This is a genomic window from Amycolatopsis thermalba (assembly GCF_023376025.1).
Lineage (GTDB): Bacteria > Actinomycetota > Actinomycetes > Mycobacteriales > Pseudonocardiaceae > Amycolatopsis_E > Amycolatopsis_E thermalba.
In genome coordinates, this window is the sequence record NZ_CP091196.1 from 1247056 (window position 1) to 1263055 (window position 16000).

16 protein-coding genes are annotated in these 16000 nt (G+C 71.8%); 11 read left to right on the forward strand and 5 right to left on the reverse strand.

Annotation, left to right across the window (positions count from 1 at the left end; genetic code table 11):
- Positions 1-18: 18 nt before the first annotated feature.
- Positions 19-1578: an alkaline phosphatase D family protein gene (locus tag L1857_RS06140; RefSeq protein ID WP_094003955.1), complete on the reverse strand. Its 1560-nt coding sequence runs from the start codon at positions 1576-1578 to the stop codon at positions 19-21.
- Positions 1579-1676: 98 nt separating this feature from the next.
- Positions 1677-2060, reverse strand: coding sequence for a winged helix-turn-helix transcriptional regulator (locus L1857_RS06145; protein ID WP_094003956.1), 384 nt, complete (start codon positions 2058-2060; stop codon positions 1677-1679).
- 67 nt (positions 2061-2127) lie between these two features.
- On the opposite strand from L1857_RS06145, the gene L1857_RS06150 reads away from it, so the two are divergent.
- The 3 genes from L1857_RS06150 (at position 2128) to groL (ending at position 5735) form a co-directional block, all read left to right on the forward strand.
- A complete protein-coding gene (locus tag L1857_RS06150; protein WP_116112233.1) occupies positions 2128-2982 on the forward strand; it encodes an NADP-dependent oxidoreductase in 855 nt (284 codons plus the stop codon).
- Between the two features lie 765 nt (positions 2983-3747).
- On the forward strand, positions 3748-4041 hold the full coding sequence (gene groES / locus L1857_RS06155; RefSeq protein WP_026153773.1) for a co-chaperone GroES: 294 nt from the start codon (positions 3748-3750) through the stop codon (positions 4039-4041).
- A 77-nt stretch (positions 4042-4118) separates the two neighbouring features.
- The gene (gene groL, locus L1857_RS06160) at positions 4119-5735 is read left to right on the forward strand and encodes a chaperonin GroEL (protein WP_116112230.1); all 1617 of its coding nucleotides are present in this window, start codon (positions 4119-4121) and stop codon (positions 5733-5735) included.
- A 289-nt stretch (positions 5736-6024) separates the two neighbouring features.
- Here groL and L1857_RS06165 read toward each other — a convergent pair whose 3' ends face one another.
- Positions 6025-6765, reverse strand: coding sequence for an SDR family NAD(P)-dependent oxidoreductase (locus L1857_RS06165; RefSeq protein WP_094004033.1), 741 nt, complete (start codon positions 6763-6765; stop codon positions 6025-6027).
- 95 nt (positions 6766-6860) lie between these two features.
- Between L1857_RS06165 and L1857_RS06170 the strand changes: the two genes are divergently transcribed.
- Positions 6861-7469 (forward strand): TetR/AcrR family transcriptional regulator, encoded by a 609-nt coding sequence (locus tag L1857_RS06170; RefSeq protein WP_205413336.1) that lies wholly within the window; start codon positions 6861-6863, stop codon positions 7467-7469.
- Positions 7470-7509: 40 nt separating this feature from the next.
- Here L1857_RS06170 and L1857_RS06175 read toward each other — a convergent pair whose 3' ends face one another.
- Positions 7510-7812, reverse strand: a complete 303-nt coding sequence (locus L1857_RS06175; RefSeq protein ID WP_094003959.1) for a WhiB family transcriptional regulator — start codon at positions 7810-7812, stop codon at positions 7510-7512.
- A 273-nt stretch (positions 7813-8085) separates the two neighbouring features.
- On the opposite strand from L1857_RS06175, the gene L1857_RS06180 reads away from it, so the two are divergent.
- The 5 genes from L1857_RS06180 (at position 8086) to L1857_RS06200 (ending at position 12306) form a co-directional block, all read left to right on the forward strand.
- Positions 8086-8985 (forward strand): MerR family transcriptional regulator, encoded by a 900-nt coding sequence (locus tag L1857_RS06180; RefSeq protein WP_094003960.1) that lies wholly within the window; start codon positions 8086-8088, stop codon positions 8983-8985.
- Between the two features lies 1 nt (position 8986).
- A complete protein-coding gene (locus tag L1857_RS06185; protein WP_116112224.1) occupies positions 8987-9823 on the forward strand; it encodes a hypothetical protein in 837 nt (278 codons plus the stop codon).
- A gap of 141 nt (positions 9824-9964) precedes the next feature.
- Positions 9965-10561 (forward strand): response regulator transcription factor, encoded by a 597-nt coding sequence (locus L1857_RS06190; protein WP_017986686.1) that lies wholly within the window; start codon positions 9965-9967, stop codon positions 10559-10561.
- A gap of 254 nt (positions 10562-10815) precedes the next feature.
- Positions 10816-11388: a sigma-70 family RNA polymerase sigma factor gene (locus tag L1857_RS06195; RefSeq protein WP_116112219.1), complete on the forward strand. Its 573-nt coding sequence runs from the start codon at positions 10816-10818 to the stop codon at positions 11386-11388.
- Positions 11389-12306: an anti-sigma-D factor RsdA gene (locus tag L1857_RS06200; RefSeq protein WP_116112216.1), complete on the forward strand. Its 918-nt coding sequence runs from the start codon at positions 11389-11391 to the stop codon at positions 12304-12306. It begins immediately after the preceding gene.
- 414 nt (positions 12307-12720) lie between these two features.
- Here the strand turns inward: L1857_RS06200 and L1857_RS06205 are convergent, their stop codons facing one another.
- Positions 12721-13119 carry a DUF5319 domain-containing protein gene (locus tag L1857_RS06205; RefSeq protein ID WP_162830649.1) on the reverse strand — a complete coding sequence of 133 codons (399 nt, stop codon included), beginning with the start codon at positions 13117-13119 and terminating at the stop codon, positions 12721-12723.
- Between the two features lie 163 nt (positions 13120-13282).
- On the opposite strand from L1857_RS06205, the gene guaB reads away from it, so the two are divergent.
- Positions 13283-14785, forward strand: a complete 1503-nt coding sequence (gene guaB, locus L1857_RS06210) for an IMP dehydrogenase (protein ID WP_094003964.1) — start codon at positions 13283-13285, stop codon at positions 14783-14785.
- A gap of 74 nt (positions 14786-14859) precedes the next feature.
- Positions 14860-15993 (forward strand): GuaB3 family IMP dehydrogenase-related protein, encoded by a 1134-nt coding sequence (locus tag L1857_RS06215; RefSeq protein ID WP_249464636.1) that lies wholly within the window; start codon positions 14860-14862, stop codon positions 15991-15993.
- The last annotated feature ends 7 nt before the right edge of the window (positions 15994-16000 follow it).

Genomic DNA, 16000 nt, shown 5'->3' on the forward strand with positions numbered 1-16000 from the left:
AGGGAACCAACTTCCGTCTCAGACCCGGTGCAGGCTCGGGTCCCGGTCGGTCACCACGAAGCTGGCCGCGGTCTCGGCGGCCGCGCCCGGCCGGCTGACGTAGGGCAGGATCCGGTAGTCGGCCCGCAGCTCGTTCGCGGTGAAGCGGGTGCGGATGTAGCCGCGCCGGTTCTTGTGGAACTTGACGTGCGGGTTCTCGTCCAGCACCGACTGGAACGGGTCGTCGTTGCCGTCCCGGCCGCTGGTGATCGACGTCGTGATCAGCTCGACGCCCACGCCCTTCGAGTCCGGCTGCCCGTAGGTCTGCTTGACCTCCGACGCCCAGTGCCGGTGCACGTCCCCGGTGAGCACGACACCGTTGCGCACCCGCGAGTCGCCCATCGCCGCGGCGATGCGGTCCCGGTTGGCCTTGTAGCCGTCCCAGGCGTCCATGTTGTAGCCGAGCTGCGAGCCGGCGGTGAAGTCGATCTCGGAGAACACCACCTGCTGGCCCAGCACGTCCCACCGCGCCCGGCTCTGCCGGAACCCGTCGATCAGCCACTTCTCCTGCGCCGCGCCGGTGATGGTGCGGTTGGGGTTCAGGCGCTCGTCGCAGCTGACCTTGACGCCGTCGCCGCAGGCCTGGTCGTCGCGGTACTGCCGGGTGTCGAGCATGTGGAAGGTGGCCAGCTGCCCCCAGTGGATCCGCCGGTAGAGCTGCATGTCGATGCCCCGCGGCCGGGCGTTGCGGCGCAGCGGCATGTTCTCGTAGTAGGCCTGGAAGGCGACCTTGCGGCGGTCCAGGAACGACGCGCCGGGCGTCTGCGACGAGGCTTCGGGCACCTCGTCGGCCCAGTTGTTCTCGGTCTCGTGGTCGTCCCACACCACCAGCCACGGCGCGGTGGCGTGCGCGAGCTGGAGGTCGGGGTCGGTCTTGTACTGGGCGTGGCGCAGGCGGTAGTCGGCGAGCGTGACGGTCTCCGGGCCGACGACCGTGCGCACGTCGGTGGCCTTGGCCGCGTACTCGTACTGGTAGTCGCCCAGGTGCAGGATGAGGTCCGGGTGGTCCTCGGCGAGGCGGCGGTAGGCGGTGAAGTAGCCCTCGCCGTAGTGCGAGCACGACGCGAAGCACATGGTCAGCGGGGACAGCTGCCACGGCGCGGGCGCGGTGCGGGTGATGCCGGCCGGGGAGATCTCGCCGCCGACGCGGAACCGGTAGTAGTACTCGGTGCCCGGCTCCAGGCCGTCCGCCTCGACGTGCACGCTGTGCGCCGCCTCGGGCGCGGCCCACGTCTGTCCGGAGTGGACGATGCGGGTGAAGCGCTCGTCGCGGGCGATCTGCCACTGCACGGGCAGGGCCCGGTTCGGCATGCCGCCGAGGCCGTCCTCGGCGAGCGGGTCGGCGGCCAGCCGGGTCCACAGGACGACGCCGTCCGGCAGCGGATCGCCGGAGGCGACGCCGAGGTTGAAGACGTCGCCGACGGGCCCGGTGCCCGCTCCGGGCGAGGCGGAGGCGCGGGTGATTCCGGCGCTCAGCGCGACCGCCGCGGCGCCGCCGATCAGGACCTTGCGGCGGTTGAGTTTCGGGGTGTCCGGCACGTGCACTCCTCGTGGTGGGAACCAGTGGGGCCCATCGACGGTGCATCTCCGGGGCGAACGGGACGAAGGTGATCAGGTGGCTGGAAAGTGAATTTCCCTCAGCGGACCGGTTCCGGTGCCGGCCTGCTGTCGAAGGCCTCCCGCGCGGCGAGGATCTCGCCGACGTGCTCCTCGGCCCACTCGCCCAGGACGTTGAACATGTCGCCGACCTGCGTGCCGAGGCCGGTCAGGGAGTACTCGACGCGCGGCGGCACGGTCGGGTAGACGGCCCGGTCGACCAGGCCGTCGCGCTCCAGGGTGCGCAGGGTCTGGGTGAGCGATTTCTGGGTGATGCCCTCGAGCAGGCGGCGCAGCTCGTTGAACCGCATCGGGCCGTCGTGGCGGCGCAGCGAGCTGAGGACCAGCAGGCTCCACTTGTTGGCGAGCGCGTCGAGCACGGTGCGGGCCGGGCAGGCGGTCAGGTAGGACTGGACGGTATCCATGAGGTACCTGGATATCAGGAAGGTGCCTTCTTCACAACGGATACCGCCCGGGTCGACGATCTTCGGCATGAGAGCTGTCGATGTGTGGGCCCTGGGTGGCCCGGAAGTGCTCGAACTGGTGGACGCGCCGCGGCCGGTGCCGGGGGCGGGCGAGGTGCTGGTGCGGGTGCACGCGGTGGGGGTCAACCCGGCGGACTGGAAGCTGCGCCGCGGGCTCGTGGACGGGGTGGGGCTCGTGCCGCCGTTCCGGCTCGGGCTGGACTTCTCCGGCGTGGTCGAGGAGACGGGGGAGGAGGTGTTCGGGCTGGTGATGTCGCAGTGGGGTGCGTACGCCGAGTACGTGGCGGTGCCGTCGGCGGCGTTGGCGCCCAAGCCGGCGGGGCTGGACCACGTCACGGCGGCCGCTTCACCGACCGCGGTGCTGACGGCGGCGCAGGCGCTGGACGACGTGCGGCCGGGGCAGCGGGTGCTGATCCACGCGGCGGCCGGCGGGGTCGGGCACGTCGCGGTGCAGGTGGCGAAGGCACGCGGCGCGTACGTGATCGGCACCGCGCGATCGGCGAACCACGAGTTCCTGCGCGAGCTGGGCGCGGACGAGTTGATCGACCACACGGTGGCGGACTTCACGTCCGCCGTGTCGGACGTGGACGTGGTGTGCGACCTGGTCGGTGGCGACTACGGGGCGCGCTCGCTCAGGGTGCTGAGGCCGGACGGCGTGCTGATCGACGCGCAGGGCAACGACGCGACGGAGGACCCGCGCTACCGCCGGTTCCACGTGCAGCCGTCCGGGGCGGCTCTGGCGCGCGCGGTGGACGGCGTGCGGGTCCACGTCTCGCAGGTACTGCCCCTGGAGGACGCCGCGAAGGCCCACGAGCTGAGCGAGAGCGGCCGGGTGCGCGGGAAGATCGTGCTGACGGTGTGAACGAACGGCCCCGGGACCACGCCGTCGGGGTCCCGGGGCCGTTCAGGTCAAGGCCGGTGCTAGCAGCCTCCGCAGCAACCGCAACCGGGGCCACTGCACGAGCTGCAACAGCTGCAACCACCCATGGGAACACCAATCCTTCCAGTCGTGTCCGGGCCGTTTCCCAAGGTAGGGAGGCGCGGGCACGGCCAACACCGCCCAACGAGTGAGATGCTGGTATCGCTACGTGACGATGCGTGCCGGTGCCATCGATCCGAACGACACCCCGTCGTGACAAGGGGTGCGACCCGCACCGGGGGCCTCCTTGCGCGGCCGCCGTCGAGGAAGCCCTCGATCCGCCGGTTCGCGATGTCAGGGGTCCCGTGCGCGAACCGGGCGTAGACCTTCGCGAGCATGGTCACGGTGTGCCCCGCCCGCTCCGCGACGTCGGGCAGTGGGGCCGTCCCGCCAGCACCGACCGGACGAGGTTCGGCGGAAGGCCCAGCGGCCGGGCACGCCGCAAGACGTCGGTGCAAGGACGCGTTGCTGACCGACCGGCCGTCAAGCCGTCGCGGAACCAGCGCGGAACAAAGCCGCCGGTCAGGCCGCTTGGCACCCCGTTCGGGCAGCACCGGGGGACCCTCCTTGCGCGGCTAGCACTCCCGTGGCTAGAGTGCTAATCGAAGGCACCGCACACGCCCCGGCACCCGCGACGGCGGGGGTGGTAGGCGCCGAAACCAAGTAAGTACCTGCCAACGCTTTCGACGACCCGTGGAGGTCAACCCGGTGAGCGTGAACATCAAACCGCTCGAGGACAAGATCGTTGTCCAGACGAGCGAGGCCGAGGAGACGACCGCGTCCGGCCTCGTCATCCCCGACACCGCCAAGGAGAAGCCCCAGGAGGGCAAGGTTCTGGCCGTGGGCCCGGGCCGCGTCGACGACAAGGGGAACCGCATCCCCGTCGACGTCAACGTCGGCGACGTCGTCATCTACTCCAAGTACGGCGGCACCGAGGTCAAGTACAACGGTGAGGACTACCTGATCCTGTCCGCTCGCGACGTGCTGGCTGTCGTCAACTGACACAGGCGCTGCGGTGAACGCCCCGGGCCCCGCTGGAAAGCCGGGGACGGGGCGTTCTGCTGTCTGAGAGGACTTCCATGCCCAAGCAGATCAACTTCGACGAGGACGCTCGTCGAGCCCTCGAGCGCGGCGTCAACAAGCTCGCCGACGCGGTCAAGGTCACCCTCGGCCCGCGTGGTCGCCACGTCGTGCTCGACAAGAAGTTCGGCGGCCCCACGATCACCCTCGACGGCGTCACCGTCGCGCGGGAGATCGACCTGGAGGACCCGTTCGAGAACCTCGGTGCCCAGCTGGCCAAGAACGTGGCCACCAAAACCAACGACGTCGCCGGCGACGGCACCACCACGGCCACCGTGCTGGCGCAGTCTCTGGTGAAGGTCGGCCTCCGCAACGTGGCCGCCGGCGCCAACCCGGCCGCGCTCGGCAAGGGCATCGAGGCGGCCGCGGAGAAGGTCATCGAGGTGCTCAAGTCCAGGGCCACCCCGGTCAAGGGCCGCGACAACATCGCCCAGGTCGGCACGGTCACCTCGCGTGACGCCACCATCGGCGCCCTGCTCGGCGAGGCCGTGGAGCGGGTCGGCGAGGACGGTGTGATCACCGTGGAGGAGTCCTCCACGCTGGCCACCGAACTCGAGATCACCGAAGGTGTGCAGTTCGACAAGGGCTACCTGTCGGCGCACTTCGCGACCGACCCGGAGGAGCAGCGGGCGATCCTGGAGAACGCCTACGTGCTGCTGCACCGCGAGAAGATCTCGGCGCTGGCCGACCTGCTCCCGGTTCTGGAGAAGGTCGCCGAGTCGAAGAAGCCGCTGCTGATCATCGCCGAGGACGTCGAGGGCGAGGCGCTGTCCACCCTGGTGGTCAACGCCCTGCGCAAGACCCTCGTCGCGGTCGCGGTGAAGGCCCCGTTCTTCGGTGACCGCCGCAAGGCGTTCCTGGACGACCTGGCCGTCGTCACCGGCGCGCAGGTCATCTCCTCGGAGGTCGGCCTCAAGCTGTCCGAGATCGGCCTCGACTCGCTGGGCACCGCCCGGCGCATCGAGATCACCAAGGACAACACGACGATCGTCGACGGTGCCGGCACCAAGGCCGACATCGAGGCCCGCATCGCGCAGATCCGCAAGGAGATCGAGACCACCGACTCCGACTGGGACCGCGAGAAGCTGCAGGAGCGGCTGGCCAAGCTCGGCGGTGGCGTCGCGGTGATCAAGGTCGGCGCGGCCACCGAGACCGAGCTGAACGAGCGCAAGCACCGCATCGAGGACGCCGTGGCGTCGACCAAGGCGGCCGTCGAGGAGGGCATCGTGCCCGGCGGCGGCTCGGCGATCGTGCACGCGGTCAAGGAGCTCGAGGGCGACCTCGGCCTGACCGGCGACGAGGCCACGGGTGTCCGCATCGTGCGGGACGCCCTGACCGCGCCGCTGAACTGGATCGCCGCGAACGCCGGCTACGAGGGCCCGGTCATCGTGTCCAAGGTGCAGGAGCAGGGCTGGGGCTACGGCTTCAACGCCGCGACCGGCGAGATCACCGACCTGCTGCAGGCCGGCATCGTCGACCCGGTCAAGGTGACCCGCTCCGCGGTCGCGAACGCGGCCTCCATCGCCCGTCTCGTCCTCACCACGGAGAGCACCGTGGTGGACAAGCCGGTCGCGGAGCCCGAGAACACCGGCCACGGCCACGGCCACGCGCACTGACGAAGAACGAGAGGGCCCCCGCCACAAGCGGGGGCCCTTCTTCTTTTCTGCCCCACACACAAACCGCCACCCGGCAACGCAACCGGCCCACCCCTCTCCCGCAACCCGATCCCCAGCCAAATCGGTTGCCGAGCAGTCGGGTCAAGGCACGCTTTCCCGCCTTGACGCGACTTCTCGGCAACCGAACACTGAAAGATCGGGTTCGGGAGTGGCAAATCCGGGCGTAGCGAAGCGAAGCCGGCGCTTCCAGCCGCGCGCAGCGCAGATACGCGCGTAGCGCAGCGCCTACCTACGCATTAACCCCACCATCGACAGTGATCACCGACCCGGTGATGAACGCCCCAGCGGGCCCCGCGACATGTGCGACGGTCGCCGCCAGATCCTCCGGCGCCGCGTGCCGCCCGATGGCCGACAACGCGAGCGCGCTCGCGGCCCGCGGCCCGTCCGCCGGGTTCATGTCCGTGTCGGTCGGCCCCGGCTGCACGACCACCGACGTGATCCCCCGCGCCCCGAGATCGCGCGCGAACGCCCTGCTCAACCCCACCACGGCCGCCTTCGACGAGGCATAGGCGCTCAGGCCCTGCCGTGGCGCCCGCTCGCCCAGCGTGCTGCCGATCGTGATGATCCGTCCCCCGTCGGGCAGGTGCCGCACCGCGGCCTTGGTGGCGACGAACACCGCCCGCACGTTGACCGCCAGCGCCCGGTCGAAGTCCTCCAGGCTCAGCTCCTCGACCGTGCCGTGCGGGAACACCCCGGCGTTGTTGACCAGCACGTCCAGCCCGCCCAGCGCCTCGGCGGCCTGGTGCACCGCCGCGGTCAGCGCGTCCGCGTCGCCGCTGTCCGCCTGGATCGCGAGCGCCTTGCGGCCCAGCCCCTCGACCGAGGCCACCACCTCGGCTGCGCGGGAGGCGGCCCGCTCGTAGGTCACCGCGACGTGCGCGCCCTCCGCCGCGAGCTTCCGCGCGATCGCCGCGCCGATGCCCCTGCTGCCCCCGGTCACGAGCGCCACCTTGCCGTCCAGCGAAGCCATGGAGTCCTCCATTTCTGTAGTGATCGACACAGAAATTAACGGCGGCAGGATCTCGGGTCAAGACTTTCTGTGTCGATCGCTATAGAATGCGAACCATGTCACCACGCGGCCGCCCGAGGGCCTTCGACCGGGACGCGGCGCTCGACGAGGCGATGTACGTCTTCTGGGAGCGCGGCTACGAGGGCACCTCGCTGTCCGACCTCACCGCCGCCATGAAGATCAACTCGCCGAGCCTGTACGCGGCGTTCGGCGGGAAGGAGGCGTTGTTCCGGGAGGCGATCCAGCGCTACCGGGAGCGGTTCGCGCGCCGGCCGCCGGAGGAGGCGACCGCGCGCGACGCGGTCGAGGCGTGGCTGCGTCACAGCGCCCGCGGCTACGTCGAGGACGGGCACCCGCGCGGGTGCATGGTGGTACTCGCCGCGCTGAACTGCACGGAACAGAACCGGCCGGTCCGCGAATTCCTGACCGCCAAACGACGGAGCAACCTGACGGGCATCGCGGAGCGGCTGCGGCGCGCGGTGGCGGAGGGCGACCTGCCCGAGGACGCCGACATCGACGGCATCGTCCGGTTCTACGGCACGATTCTGCACGGGATGTCGATTCAGGCCCGCGACGGCGCGGAACTGACGGACCTGGAAGCGGTCATCGACACGGCGATGACCGTGTGGCCGCGATTCCTGGGAAAAAAGACGACACCCGGCTGACGGGCGTTCACCCGGGTGCCGTCCGCTTTTTCCGTTCCGGCTACTGACCGGAAAGGGTCAGCTGTGGTTTTCCGGTGCGGATGATCGTCTCCCGCTCGGCTTCCGACAGCCCGCCCCAGATCCCGTACGGCTCGTGCACCGCGAGCGCGTGCTCCCGGCACAGGTCCAGCACCGGGCAGGACTGGCAGATCGCCTTCGCGCGGGCCTCCCGCCGCGCTCTCGCCGGCCCCCGTTCGCCGTCCGGGTGGAAGAAGGCCCCGCTGTCCATCCCCCTGCACGACCCCCGCAGCTGCCAATCCCAGATATCGGCGTTCGGGCCCGGGAGCCTCCGCGTGTCTGCCATCCTGACCGCCTCCGATTCGGTCGTGCCACCCCTGCTTTGTTGCCCGGTGATTACTCCGAATGGCGCAACGGCGGTAACGTTAGAAGCGCGCCAATAGTTGTTCAAGGGAATCCCGGCGATTCAGCCGTTAGGTTTCCCCCGGATGCGTGAGATCAGGGCCGTAAACAGGGAAAATAACGAAACCGATTCAGGTTGCCCCGTTCGAGTGGTACCGGGATATTGGGTCGGGTGAGCCGTCCCAGGGGTGCCGGTCAGGCCGAGCCGACGATGCCCGTGGCCGCCGTCGCCCGGCGGCTCGGGGTCGCGCCCTCGACCCTGCGCACCTGGGACCGCCGCTACGGGCTCGGCCCGAGCCGGCACACCGGCGGCAAGCACCGCCGCTACTGCGCCTCCGACATCGGCCGCCTCGAACTGATGCAGCGCGCGCTGCTGCGCGGCGCCTCGACCGCGGAGGCCGCCCGCTACGCGCTCCAGCAGATGCCGAAGTCGTTCGGCGCCGCTCCGGAGATCGCCGCCCAGCCGCTGCCGCCACCCGCCGAACAGCTGACGGCAGCGCAGAACGGCGCGGCGGCCCGGCGGTTGCGCGCGGCCGCGGTCGCGCTCGACGGCCGGGCGGTGCAGCAGACCCTCGACGACGCGATCGGCGGCGCCGGCGTCCTCGACGCGTGGGAGGGCGTGATCGCCCCGGTCCTCGACGCCTGCGGCAACGGCTGGCCGGGCAGCCCGGCCGGGGTCGAGGTGCAGGCCTTGCTGACCGAGTGCGTGCTGTCCGCCGTGGTGCGCGCGACCCCGGTGCTCGACCACCCCCGCAACCAGCGCCCGGTCCTGCTCAGCCGGGTCCCGGACGAGCCGGACGCGCTGCCGCTGCACGTGCTGGCCGCCGGTCTGGCCGGGCGCCGCATCGGCTCGCAGCTGTTCGGGCTCCCGCTGCCCGAGCCAGCGTTGTCGGCCGCCGTGCGGCGCAGCTCGCCCGCGGCCGTGGTGCTGTGGGCCGACCGTCCCGGCAACGCCGACGCGGAGCTGTTCCCCGAGGTGTCCCGCGGTGGCTTACGCAGCCGCCTGTTCGCCGCGGGCCGCGGCTGGCGCGCCGGGATGTTGCCCGACCGCGTCGAGCCGCTGCCCGACCTGCGGACGGCGGCTGACCGCATCGAGTACGTCCTGGTAGGGAAGTAACGTGCACGAGATCGAGTTCCGACGAGCGGCCTTCGGCGACCGGCCGGCGCCGCCGCCGGACGTGCTCGCGGCCGGCGGCCCGCCGAAGCGGCGCCTGCTCGGCGCGATCGTGCTCGGCGCCCAGGGCCGGTACGCGGCCGCGGCCACCCTGCTCGACGGGCTCGCCCGCGGCCGGGGCCAGGTGATCGCCGCGCTGGCGCTGGCCACCCTCGCCTCGCACCGCCGTCAGCTCGGCGGGCACGCCGTGGCCCGCGGACTCGACGGCTCCGCGCTCCGCCGGGCCGCCGCCGCGGAGTCGGAACCGGATCCCGACGGCCTGGACGCCCGCGGCGCGCTCGCCGACGCGCTGCTCGGACTGGCCGCCGACCACCTCGGCACCGGGCGGCTCACCGCGTCGCGGCGGGTCCTCGGCCGGGCGGCCGCCGCCGCGGACAACTGGCGCACCCGGACCCGGCTCGGCTGGGTCACCGCGGAACTGGCCCTCGCCTCGGGCGAGGCCGAGGCCGCCGTCGCGCCCGCCGAGGCGGCACTCGGCGAGGCCACCGCCGCCGGATCGATCCGGCACACCGTCAAGTCGCGGCTGGTGCTCGGCGCGGCGCTGGGCACCATCGGGCAGAAACGAAGAGCCGGGGAGCTCGTCTCCGGCGCCCTGGCCGACGCGGACAAGTACGAACTGTCCTCGCTCAGCTGGCCCGCCGGGCTGATCGCGGCCGATCTGTGGCCCGCCGAGGCGGACCGCCACCGATCGCGAACGGCCGCGGTGTTACACGCAGTGTTACTAAACTCCGATCCCGAGGGGAGGCGGATCGCGCATGGTTCACCGTGGGTTCCGGTCTGACCCCGGGTGCGGGGCCTCGGCCGGCCATACCGACATCCGGGCGAAGAAGTTCCAAAAAAAGCCACCGGATCGTGTCAAGGTACGGCCTCAAGCGTCCGATAGGGGATATGGAATGTCACCCGGCTGCAGGAAGGAACACCCGTGACGACGGTCTTGATCTGCGACGACCGACGCAGTGTCCGCGAAGGGCTCACCCGCGTGATGTCTGCTGTCCCCGGTGTCAGTCGCATCGACTGTGTAGCGCACGGTGACGAGTTGCTGGCCCGGTACTCGCGGCAGCCGGTCGACGTCGTGCTCGTCGGCACCCAGCGCGCGATGCCGGCCGGGGTGGAGGCGACTCGGCGGCTGGTGTCCGCCAACCCTCAGGCCAACGTGATCGTCTTCGGCGCGCCGGACGACGCCGGCAGCATCGCCGCCGCCATCGCCGGCGGTGCCCGCGGCTACCTGCGCTGGGACGCGTCCCGGCCGGAGCTGGTCGCCGCGCTCGCGCACACGCTCGCCAGCACCTCGGTGCCCGCGCCGCGCCAGCCGGCCGACCCGGGCGTCCAGCTCACCGAGCGCGAGCTGCAGGTGCTGCGCGGCATGAGCCAGGGCAAGAGCAACGGACAGATCGGCCGTGAGCTGTACCTGTCCGAGGACACCGTGAAGACCCACGCCCGCCGTCTGTTCCGCAAGCTCGGCGTGCGGGACCGGGCGCAGGCCGTGGCCCACGGCTTCCGTCGCGGTCTGGTCTCCTGACGCGGACGCGCGGATCGGCGGAGGACACTTCGCGGTTCCGCGCGCCGCGTGGCTTCATCGACCCCACTGCGAACCACATCCGTGCGATACTGGGCGGCCTCGGTTCGGCGAGGCCGGCGCGGCTGTAGAGCCGACCACGCATACGCGACACCGGCGTCGCCAGGTACCGTAGGCCTCACCGGTGTGAGCGATGTGGGGATTGCCGCGCCGTTGATTTTGCACGCCTACACGTAACGCTGGGACTGTTGTCTGCGATGGCCAATGTGGGGGACGGGCTGGATGAGCCAGTCGCCGCCGCTGTCGAGGGGGATCCCCAGGCGGTGGAGCGGCTGCTGGCCGCTATCCGTCCCCTGGTGGTGCGGTATTGCCGTGCCCGGGTCGGACGACAGGAGCGGTCGTTCGCCTCGGCAGACGATGTGGCCCAGGAGGTGTGTCTAGCAGTGCTCACGGCGTTGCCTTCGTACCGTGACCAAGGCCGTCCGTTCCTGGCCTTCGTGTACGGCATCGCCCAGCACAAGGTGGCCGACGCGCATCGGGCCGCCGCGCGCAACCGGACCGAGCCCGTCGCCGAGATCCCCGACGAGATCGAGGGCGACATCGGGCCCGAGCAGCGGGCTTTGCAGGGGGAGTTGAACGAGCGCATGGCACAGCTGCTCCGGGTCCTGCCCGACAAGCAGCGCGAGATCGTGGTGCTGCGGGTGGTCGTGGGCCTGTCCGCAGAGGAGACCGCGGAAGCGGTCGGTTCGACGCCGGGGGCCGTCCGTGTCGCCCAGCACCGCGCGCTGGCCCGGCTCCGCAAGGCGCTGGCGTCCGAGGAGGTGGCCTGAGTGACCGATCGCGAAGACGTCAGACGTGAGCTCGAGTTCGAGTCGACCATGAGTTCGTCACGGGCGGAGTTCGAGGCGGACCTCACCGCGATCCGCGCGGACGACGGTCTGCTGGACTCGCTGGGCGGGTCCGATCCCGGTATCGCCGACGACCTGGGCGATCAGGAACTCAACGCGCTGCTGCTGTCCTGGCGGCGCGACATCGACAGCGAGCCGCTCGCCGAGCTCATCGACACCGACACCGCGGTCACCACGATCAAGACGGCCGCGCTGGCCCGCCGCCACGGGCAGCGGGCGCGCCGTCGCCGCCTGCTCGTGCCGGTCGCCACGGCCGCCGCCGTCCTCGCCATCGGGTTCACCGGCACCAGCATCGCCGCGCGGGACGCCCAGCCCGGCGACACGCTGTGGGGCCTGACCAAGGTGCTCTACGCCGACCACGCGCGGTCGGTCGAGGCCGCCTCCGCGGCCCGCATCGACCTGCAGCAGGCCAGCATCGCCCTGTCCCAGGGCCGGATCGCCGAGGCGCAGCAGGCGCTGGCCGAGGCCGCCGCGAAGCTGAGCCAGGTCACCGAGGAGGAGAACCTCAGCCAGCTGATGGCCGAGCACCAGCAGCTCGCCTCGATGCTGCCGGACTCCTCCACGACCACGCCGGACTCGCCGACCTCGCTGCCGACGTCGGCCGCGCTGCCGCCGCCGAGCTCGACCAAGTCGCCGTCGCCGTCGAGCACGACGACGCCGCAGCCCACCACGACGCCGAGCCCGTCGGAGAGCAGCACCCCGTCGCCGAGCCCGACGACGGAGAGCAGCACGACGGCCCCGGGCGACGGCACCTCGGGCAGCACGGTGCGCTACGACACGCCGGACTCGGGAGCGGGCCAGGCGCCGGCCGGTGTGGACACCGGCACCAGCTCGAACTGACCACGCGCGAAGGGACCCGGCCGGGAGCGGCCGGGTCTTTCTTCGTTTCCGGGGGGAGCTGGCCTCGAACCGCAGGGTGGGGCTCGCCGGAGTCCTTCCGCCCGGAGCGCAGCGCCGGACCGTGGACCGGACGGCTCGGCAGGTCCAGGGCCGGACATGGCGAAGGCCGGCCTCCCGCGGCCCGGGGCTGCGGGGGCCGCGTCCCGCTGCCGGGACCGTCGCGCGTCGGACGTGTCAGGAGCGCCGCCGCTCTCCGCAGCCCCGGACCTGAGGAAGGTCCGGCCTTCGGCGGGCCGGGGCTGTGCGGCCGCGTCCCGGGGCCGGGGACTGTCGCGCGCTGGACGTGCCCCGCGCTTCACGCTCCCGGACATGGCGAAGGCCCGGCCTCCCGCGGCCGGGCCTCCTCGCTATCGGTCAGTAGGCGCTTTCGGTTGTCGTGATCCCGTCCGCGAAACCGCGGCAGTAGTCCCAGCTCACGTAGTCCGCCGGGTTGGGGTCGAAGGCCGGCTCGTGCGGGCGCATCCGCCCGTCCGCGAGCAACTGCTCGAGGCTCGCGCGCAGCAGGTGCCAGTCGTGGAAGTGCGGCTGATCGCATTCGCCGCAGTCGACCACGATCCCGCGCACCCCGCGCGGCTCCAGCAGCGCCTGGTAGACCGCCAGGTCGGACAGGTCCGCCAGGAGCTCGGCGCGCGCCTGCGCGTCCATCGGTTCGGCCAGCTCGTCGTCCCCGAAGCCGGCGAGCTCCCGGGCGGGGTCGTCCGGATCGTCGGCGAACGGGTCGGGGGGCAACACTTCGTGCGGCACGCGTCGCACCGTACCTGTCCGACCGGGTCGCTTGTCCAGGGCCTTTCCGTCCCCCAAACGGGAGCGAGTTTCCCCGGTCACGTCTGGCCCCAGTCCGGGGGTTGCCGCGGCGGGCGCCAGATACCATCGATGAAAGGTTCACCCGCCACTGCCAGGAAGGTCAGCCACCCCCATGACGAGCGAGTTCGCCCCGGAAGACAAGTTCGCGATGCTCGGGCTGACCTTCGACGACGTGCTGCTGCTGCCGGCCGAGTCGGACGTCGTGCCCAGCAATGTCGACACGTCGACCCGGCTGTCCCGGAACATCACCCTGCGCATCCCGCTGGTGTCCGCCGCGATGGACACCGTCACCGAGGCGCGCATGGCGATCAGCATGGCCCGCCAGGGCGGCATGGGCGTCCTGCACCGCAACCTGCCGATCGAGGAGCAGGCCGCGGCCGTCGAGGTCGTCAAGCGGTCCGAGGCCGGCATGGTCACCGACCCGGTCACCTGCTCGCCCGACGACACGCTCGCCGAGGTCGACGCCCTGTGCGCGCGGTTCCGCATCTCCGGCCTGCCGGTGACCGACGCCTCCGGCACGCTGGTGGGCATCATCACCAACCGCGACATGCGGTTCGAGCTGGACCACAGCCGCCCGGTCAGCGAGGTGATGACCAAGGAGAACCTGATCACCGCGCAGGTCGGCGTCACCGCGGACGCGGCGCTGGGCCTGCTGCGCCGCCACAAGATCGAGAAGCTGCCGATCGTCGACGGCGCGGGCAAGCTGCGTGGGCTGATCACCGTCAAGGACTTCGTCAAGACCGAGCAGTACCCGCACGCCACGAAGGACCCGGACGGCCGCCTGGTCGTCGGCGCCGCGGTCGGCGTCGGCGCGGCCGGTCACCAGCGCGCGATGGCGCTCGCGGACGCGGGCGTGGACGTGCTGATGGTCGACACCGCGCACGGCCACTCGCGCGCGGTCATCGACATGGTCGCCACCCTGAAGAAGGAGCTGGGCGACACGGTCGACATCGTCGGCGGCAACGTCGCCACCCGCGCCGGCGCGCAGGCGCTGGTCGACGCGGGCGCGGACGCGGTCAAGGTGGGCGTCGGCCCGGGCTCGATCTGCACCACGCGCATCGTCGCCGGGGTCGGCGTGCCGCAGATCTCCGCGATCTACGAGGCCGACAAGGCCTGCCGCCCGGCCGGGGTGCCGGTGATCGGCGACGGCGGCATCCAGTACTCGGGTGACATCGCCAAGGCCATCACCGCCGGCGCGTCCACCGTGATGCTGGGCAGCCTGCTGGCCGGCACCGCCGAGTCACCGGGCGACCTGATCCTGGTCAACGGCAAGCAGTTCAAGACCTACCGCGGCATGGGGTCGCTGGGCGCGATGCAGTCGCGGGACGGGCGCAAGTCGTACTCGAAGGACCGCTACTCGCAGGACGACGTGCTCAGCGAGGACAAGCTGGTGCCGGAGGGCATCGAGGGCCGCATCGCGTTCCGCGGGCCGCTGGCCAACGTCGTGCACCAGCTCGTCGGCGGGCTGCGCTCGGGCATGGGCTACGCGGGCGCGGAGACCATCGAGCAGCTGCAGCAGGCGCAGCTGGTGCGGATCACCGCCGCGGGCCTGAAGGAGAGCCACCCGCACGACGTGACGATGACGGTCGAGGCGCCCAACTACACCTCGCGGTGACCCCCTGGTCGCAGGTCACACCGATGGCCTAGCGACAATGAACCGTCACTACTGGCGGCGAGAAGGGACCTGACGTGCGCGATCTGGTCGAGATCGGCATGGGACGCACCGCGCGGCGGGCGTACGACCTCGATGACGTGGAGATCGTCCCGTCCCGGCGGACCCGGTCGTCGGCGGTCGTGTCCACCGCGTGGCAGATCGACGCCTACCGGTTCGACATCCCGCTGGTCACCCACCCGACTGACGCGGTGGTGTCGCCGGAGACGGCGGTCGGGATCGGTAAGCTGGGCGGGCTGGGCGTGCTGAACGCCGAGGGCCTGTGGGCCCGGCACGCCAACGCCGAGCAGGCGCTGCTCCGGCTGGTGGACGCCGCGAAGGACGAGGACCGCACCGCGCTGGTGAGGACCCTGCAGGAGCTGCACTCCGCGCCGGTGCAGCCCGAGCTGCTGGCCGAGGCGATCCGGCGGGTGCGCGAGTCGGGGGTGACGGTCGCGGCGCGGGTGAGCCCGCAGCGCGCGGCCGAGCTGACGCCGCACCTGATCGCGGCCGGGGTCGAGATCCTGGTCGTGCAGGGCACGATCATCTCCGCGGAGCACGTCGCCCACGACGACGCCGATCCGCTGGACCTCAAGGACTTCATCGGTGGCCTGGACGTCCCGGTGATCGCCGGTGGCGTGTCGGACTACCGCACGGCGATGCACCTGATGCGCACCGGCGCGGCCGGCGTGATCGTCGGCCACGGCTACACGCCGGGCGTGACGAGCACCGACCGCGTGCTGGGCATCGGCGTGCCGATGGCGACCGCGATCATCGACGCGGCCGCCGCCCGGCGTGACTACCTGGACGAGACGGGCGGCCGGTACGTGCACGTCCTGGCCGACGGTGGGATCACCAGCTCGGGCGACATCGCGAAGGCGATCGCCTGCGGCGCCGACGCCGTGGTGGTGGGCGCCCCGCTGGCGGCGGCGTCCGAGGCGCCCGGCCACGGCCTGTACTGGACCGCGGCCGCCGCCCACCCGAACCTGCCGCGCTCGCGGGTCGCCGCCGGGCCGGACATCGAGGTGGACCTGAAGACGCTGCTGTTCGGCCCCTCGTCCGACGCGGAGGGCGCGATCAACCTCTTCGGAGCGCTGCGCCGCGCGATGGCCAAGACCGGCTACTCCGACCTCAAGGAGTTCCAGCGCGTGGGCCTGTCGGTCCGCGGCTGACCCGGCC

Excerpts from the sequence above, each read along its gene's own strand:
- L1857_RS06170 (WP_205413336.1), top strand. The coding sequence starts at position 6,861 with ATGTCACCACGCGGCCGCCCGAGGGCCTTCGACCGGGACGCGGCGCTC.
- L1857_RS06165 (WP_094004033.1), bottom strand. The coding sequence starts at position 6,765 with ATGGCTTCGCTGGACGGCAAGGTGGCGCTCGTGACCGGGGGCAGCAGG.
- guaB (WP_094003964.1), top strand. The coding sequence starts at position 13,283 with ATGACGAGCGAGTTCGCCCCGGAAGACAAGTTCGCGATGCTCGGGCTG.
- L1857_RS06195 (WP_116112219.1), top strand. The coding sequence starts at position 10,816 with ATGGCCAATGTGGGGGACGGGCTGGATGAGCCAGTCGCCGCCGCTGTC.
- L1857_RS06150 (WP_116112233.1), top strand. The coding sequence starts at position 2,128 with ATGAGAGCTGTCGATGTGTGGGCCCTGGGTGGCCCGGAAGTGCTCGAA.
- groL (WP_116112230.1), top strand. The coding sequence starts at position 4,119 with ATGCCCAAGCAGATCAACTTCGACGAGGACGCTCGTCGAGCCCTCGAG.
- L1857_RS06145 (WP_094003956.1), bottom strand. The coding sequence starts at position 2,060 with ATGGATACCGTCCAGTCCTACCTGACCGCCTGCCCGGCCCGCACCGTG.
- L1857_RS06175 (WP_094003959.1), bottom strand. The coding sequence starts at position 7,812 with ATGGCAGACACGCGGAGGCTCCCGGGCCCGAACGCCGATATCTGGGAT.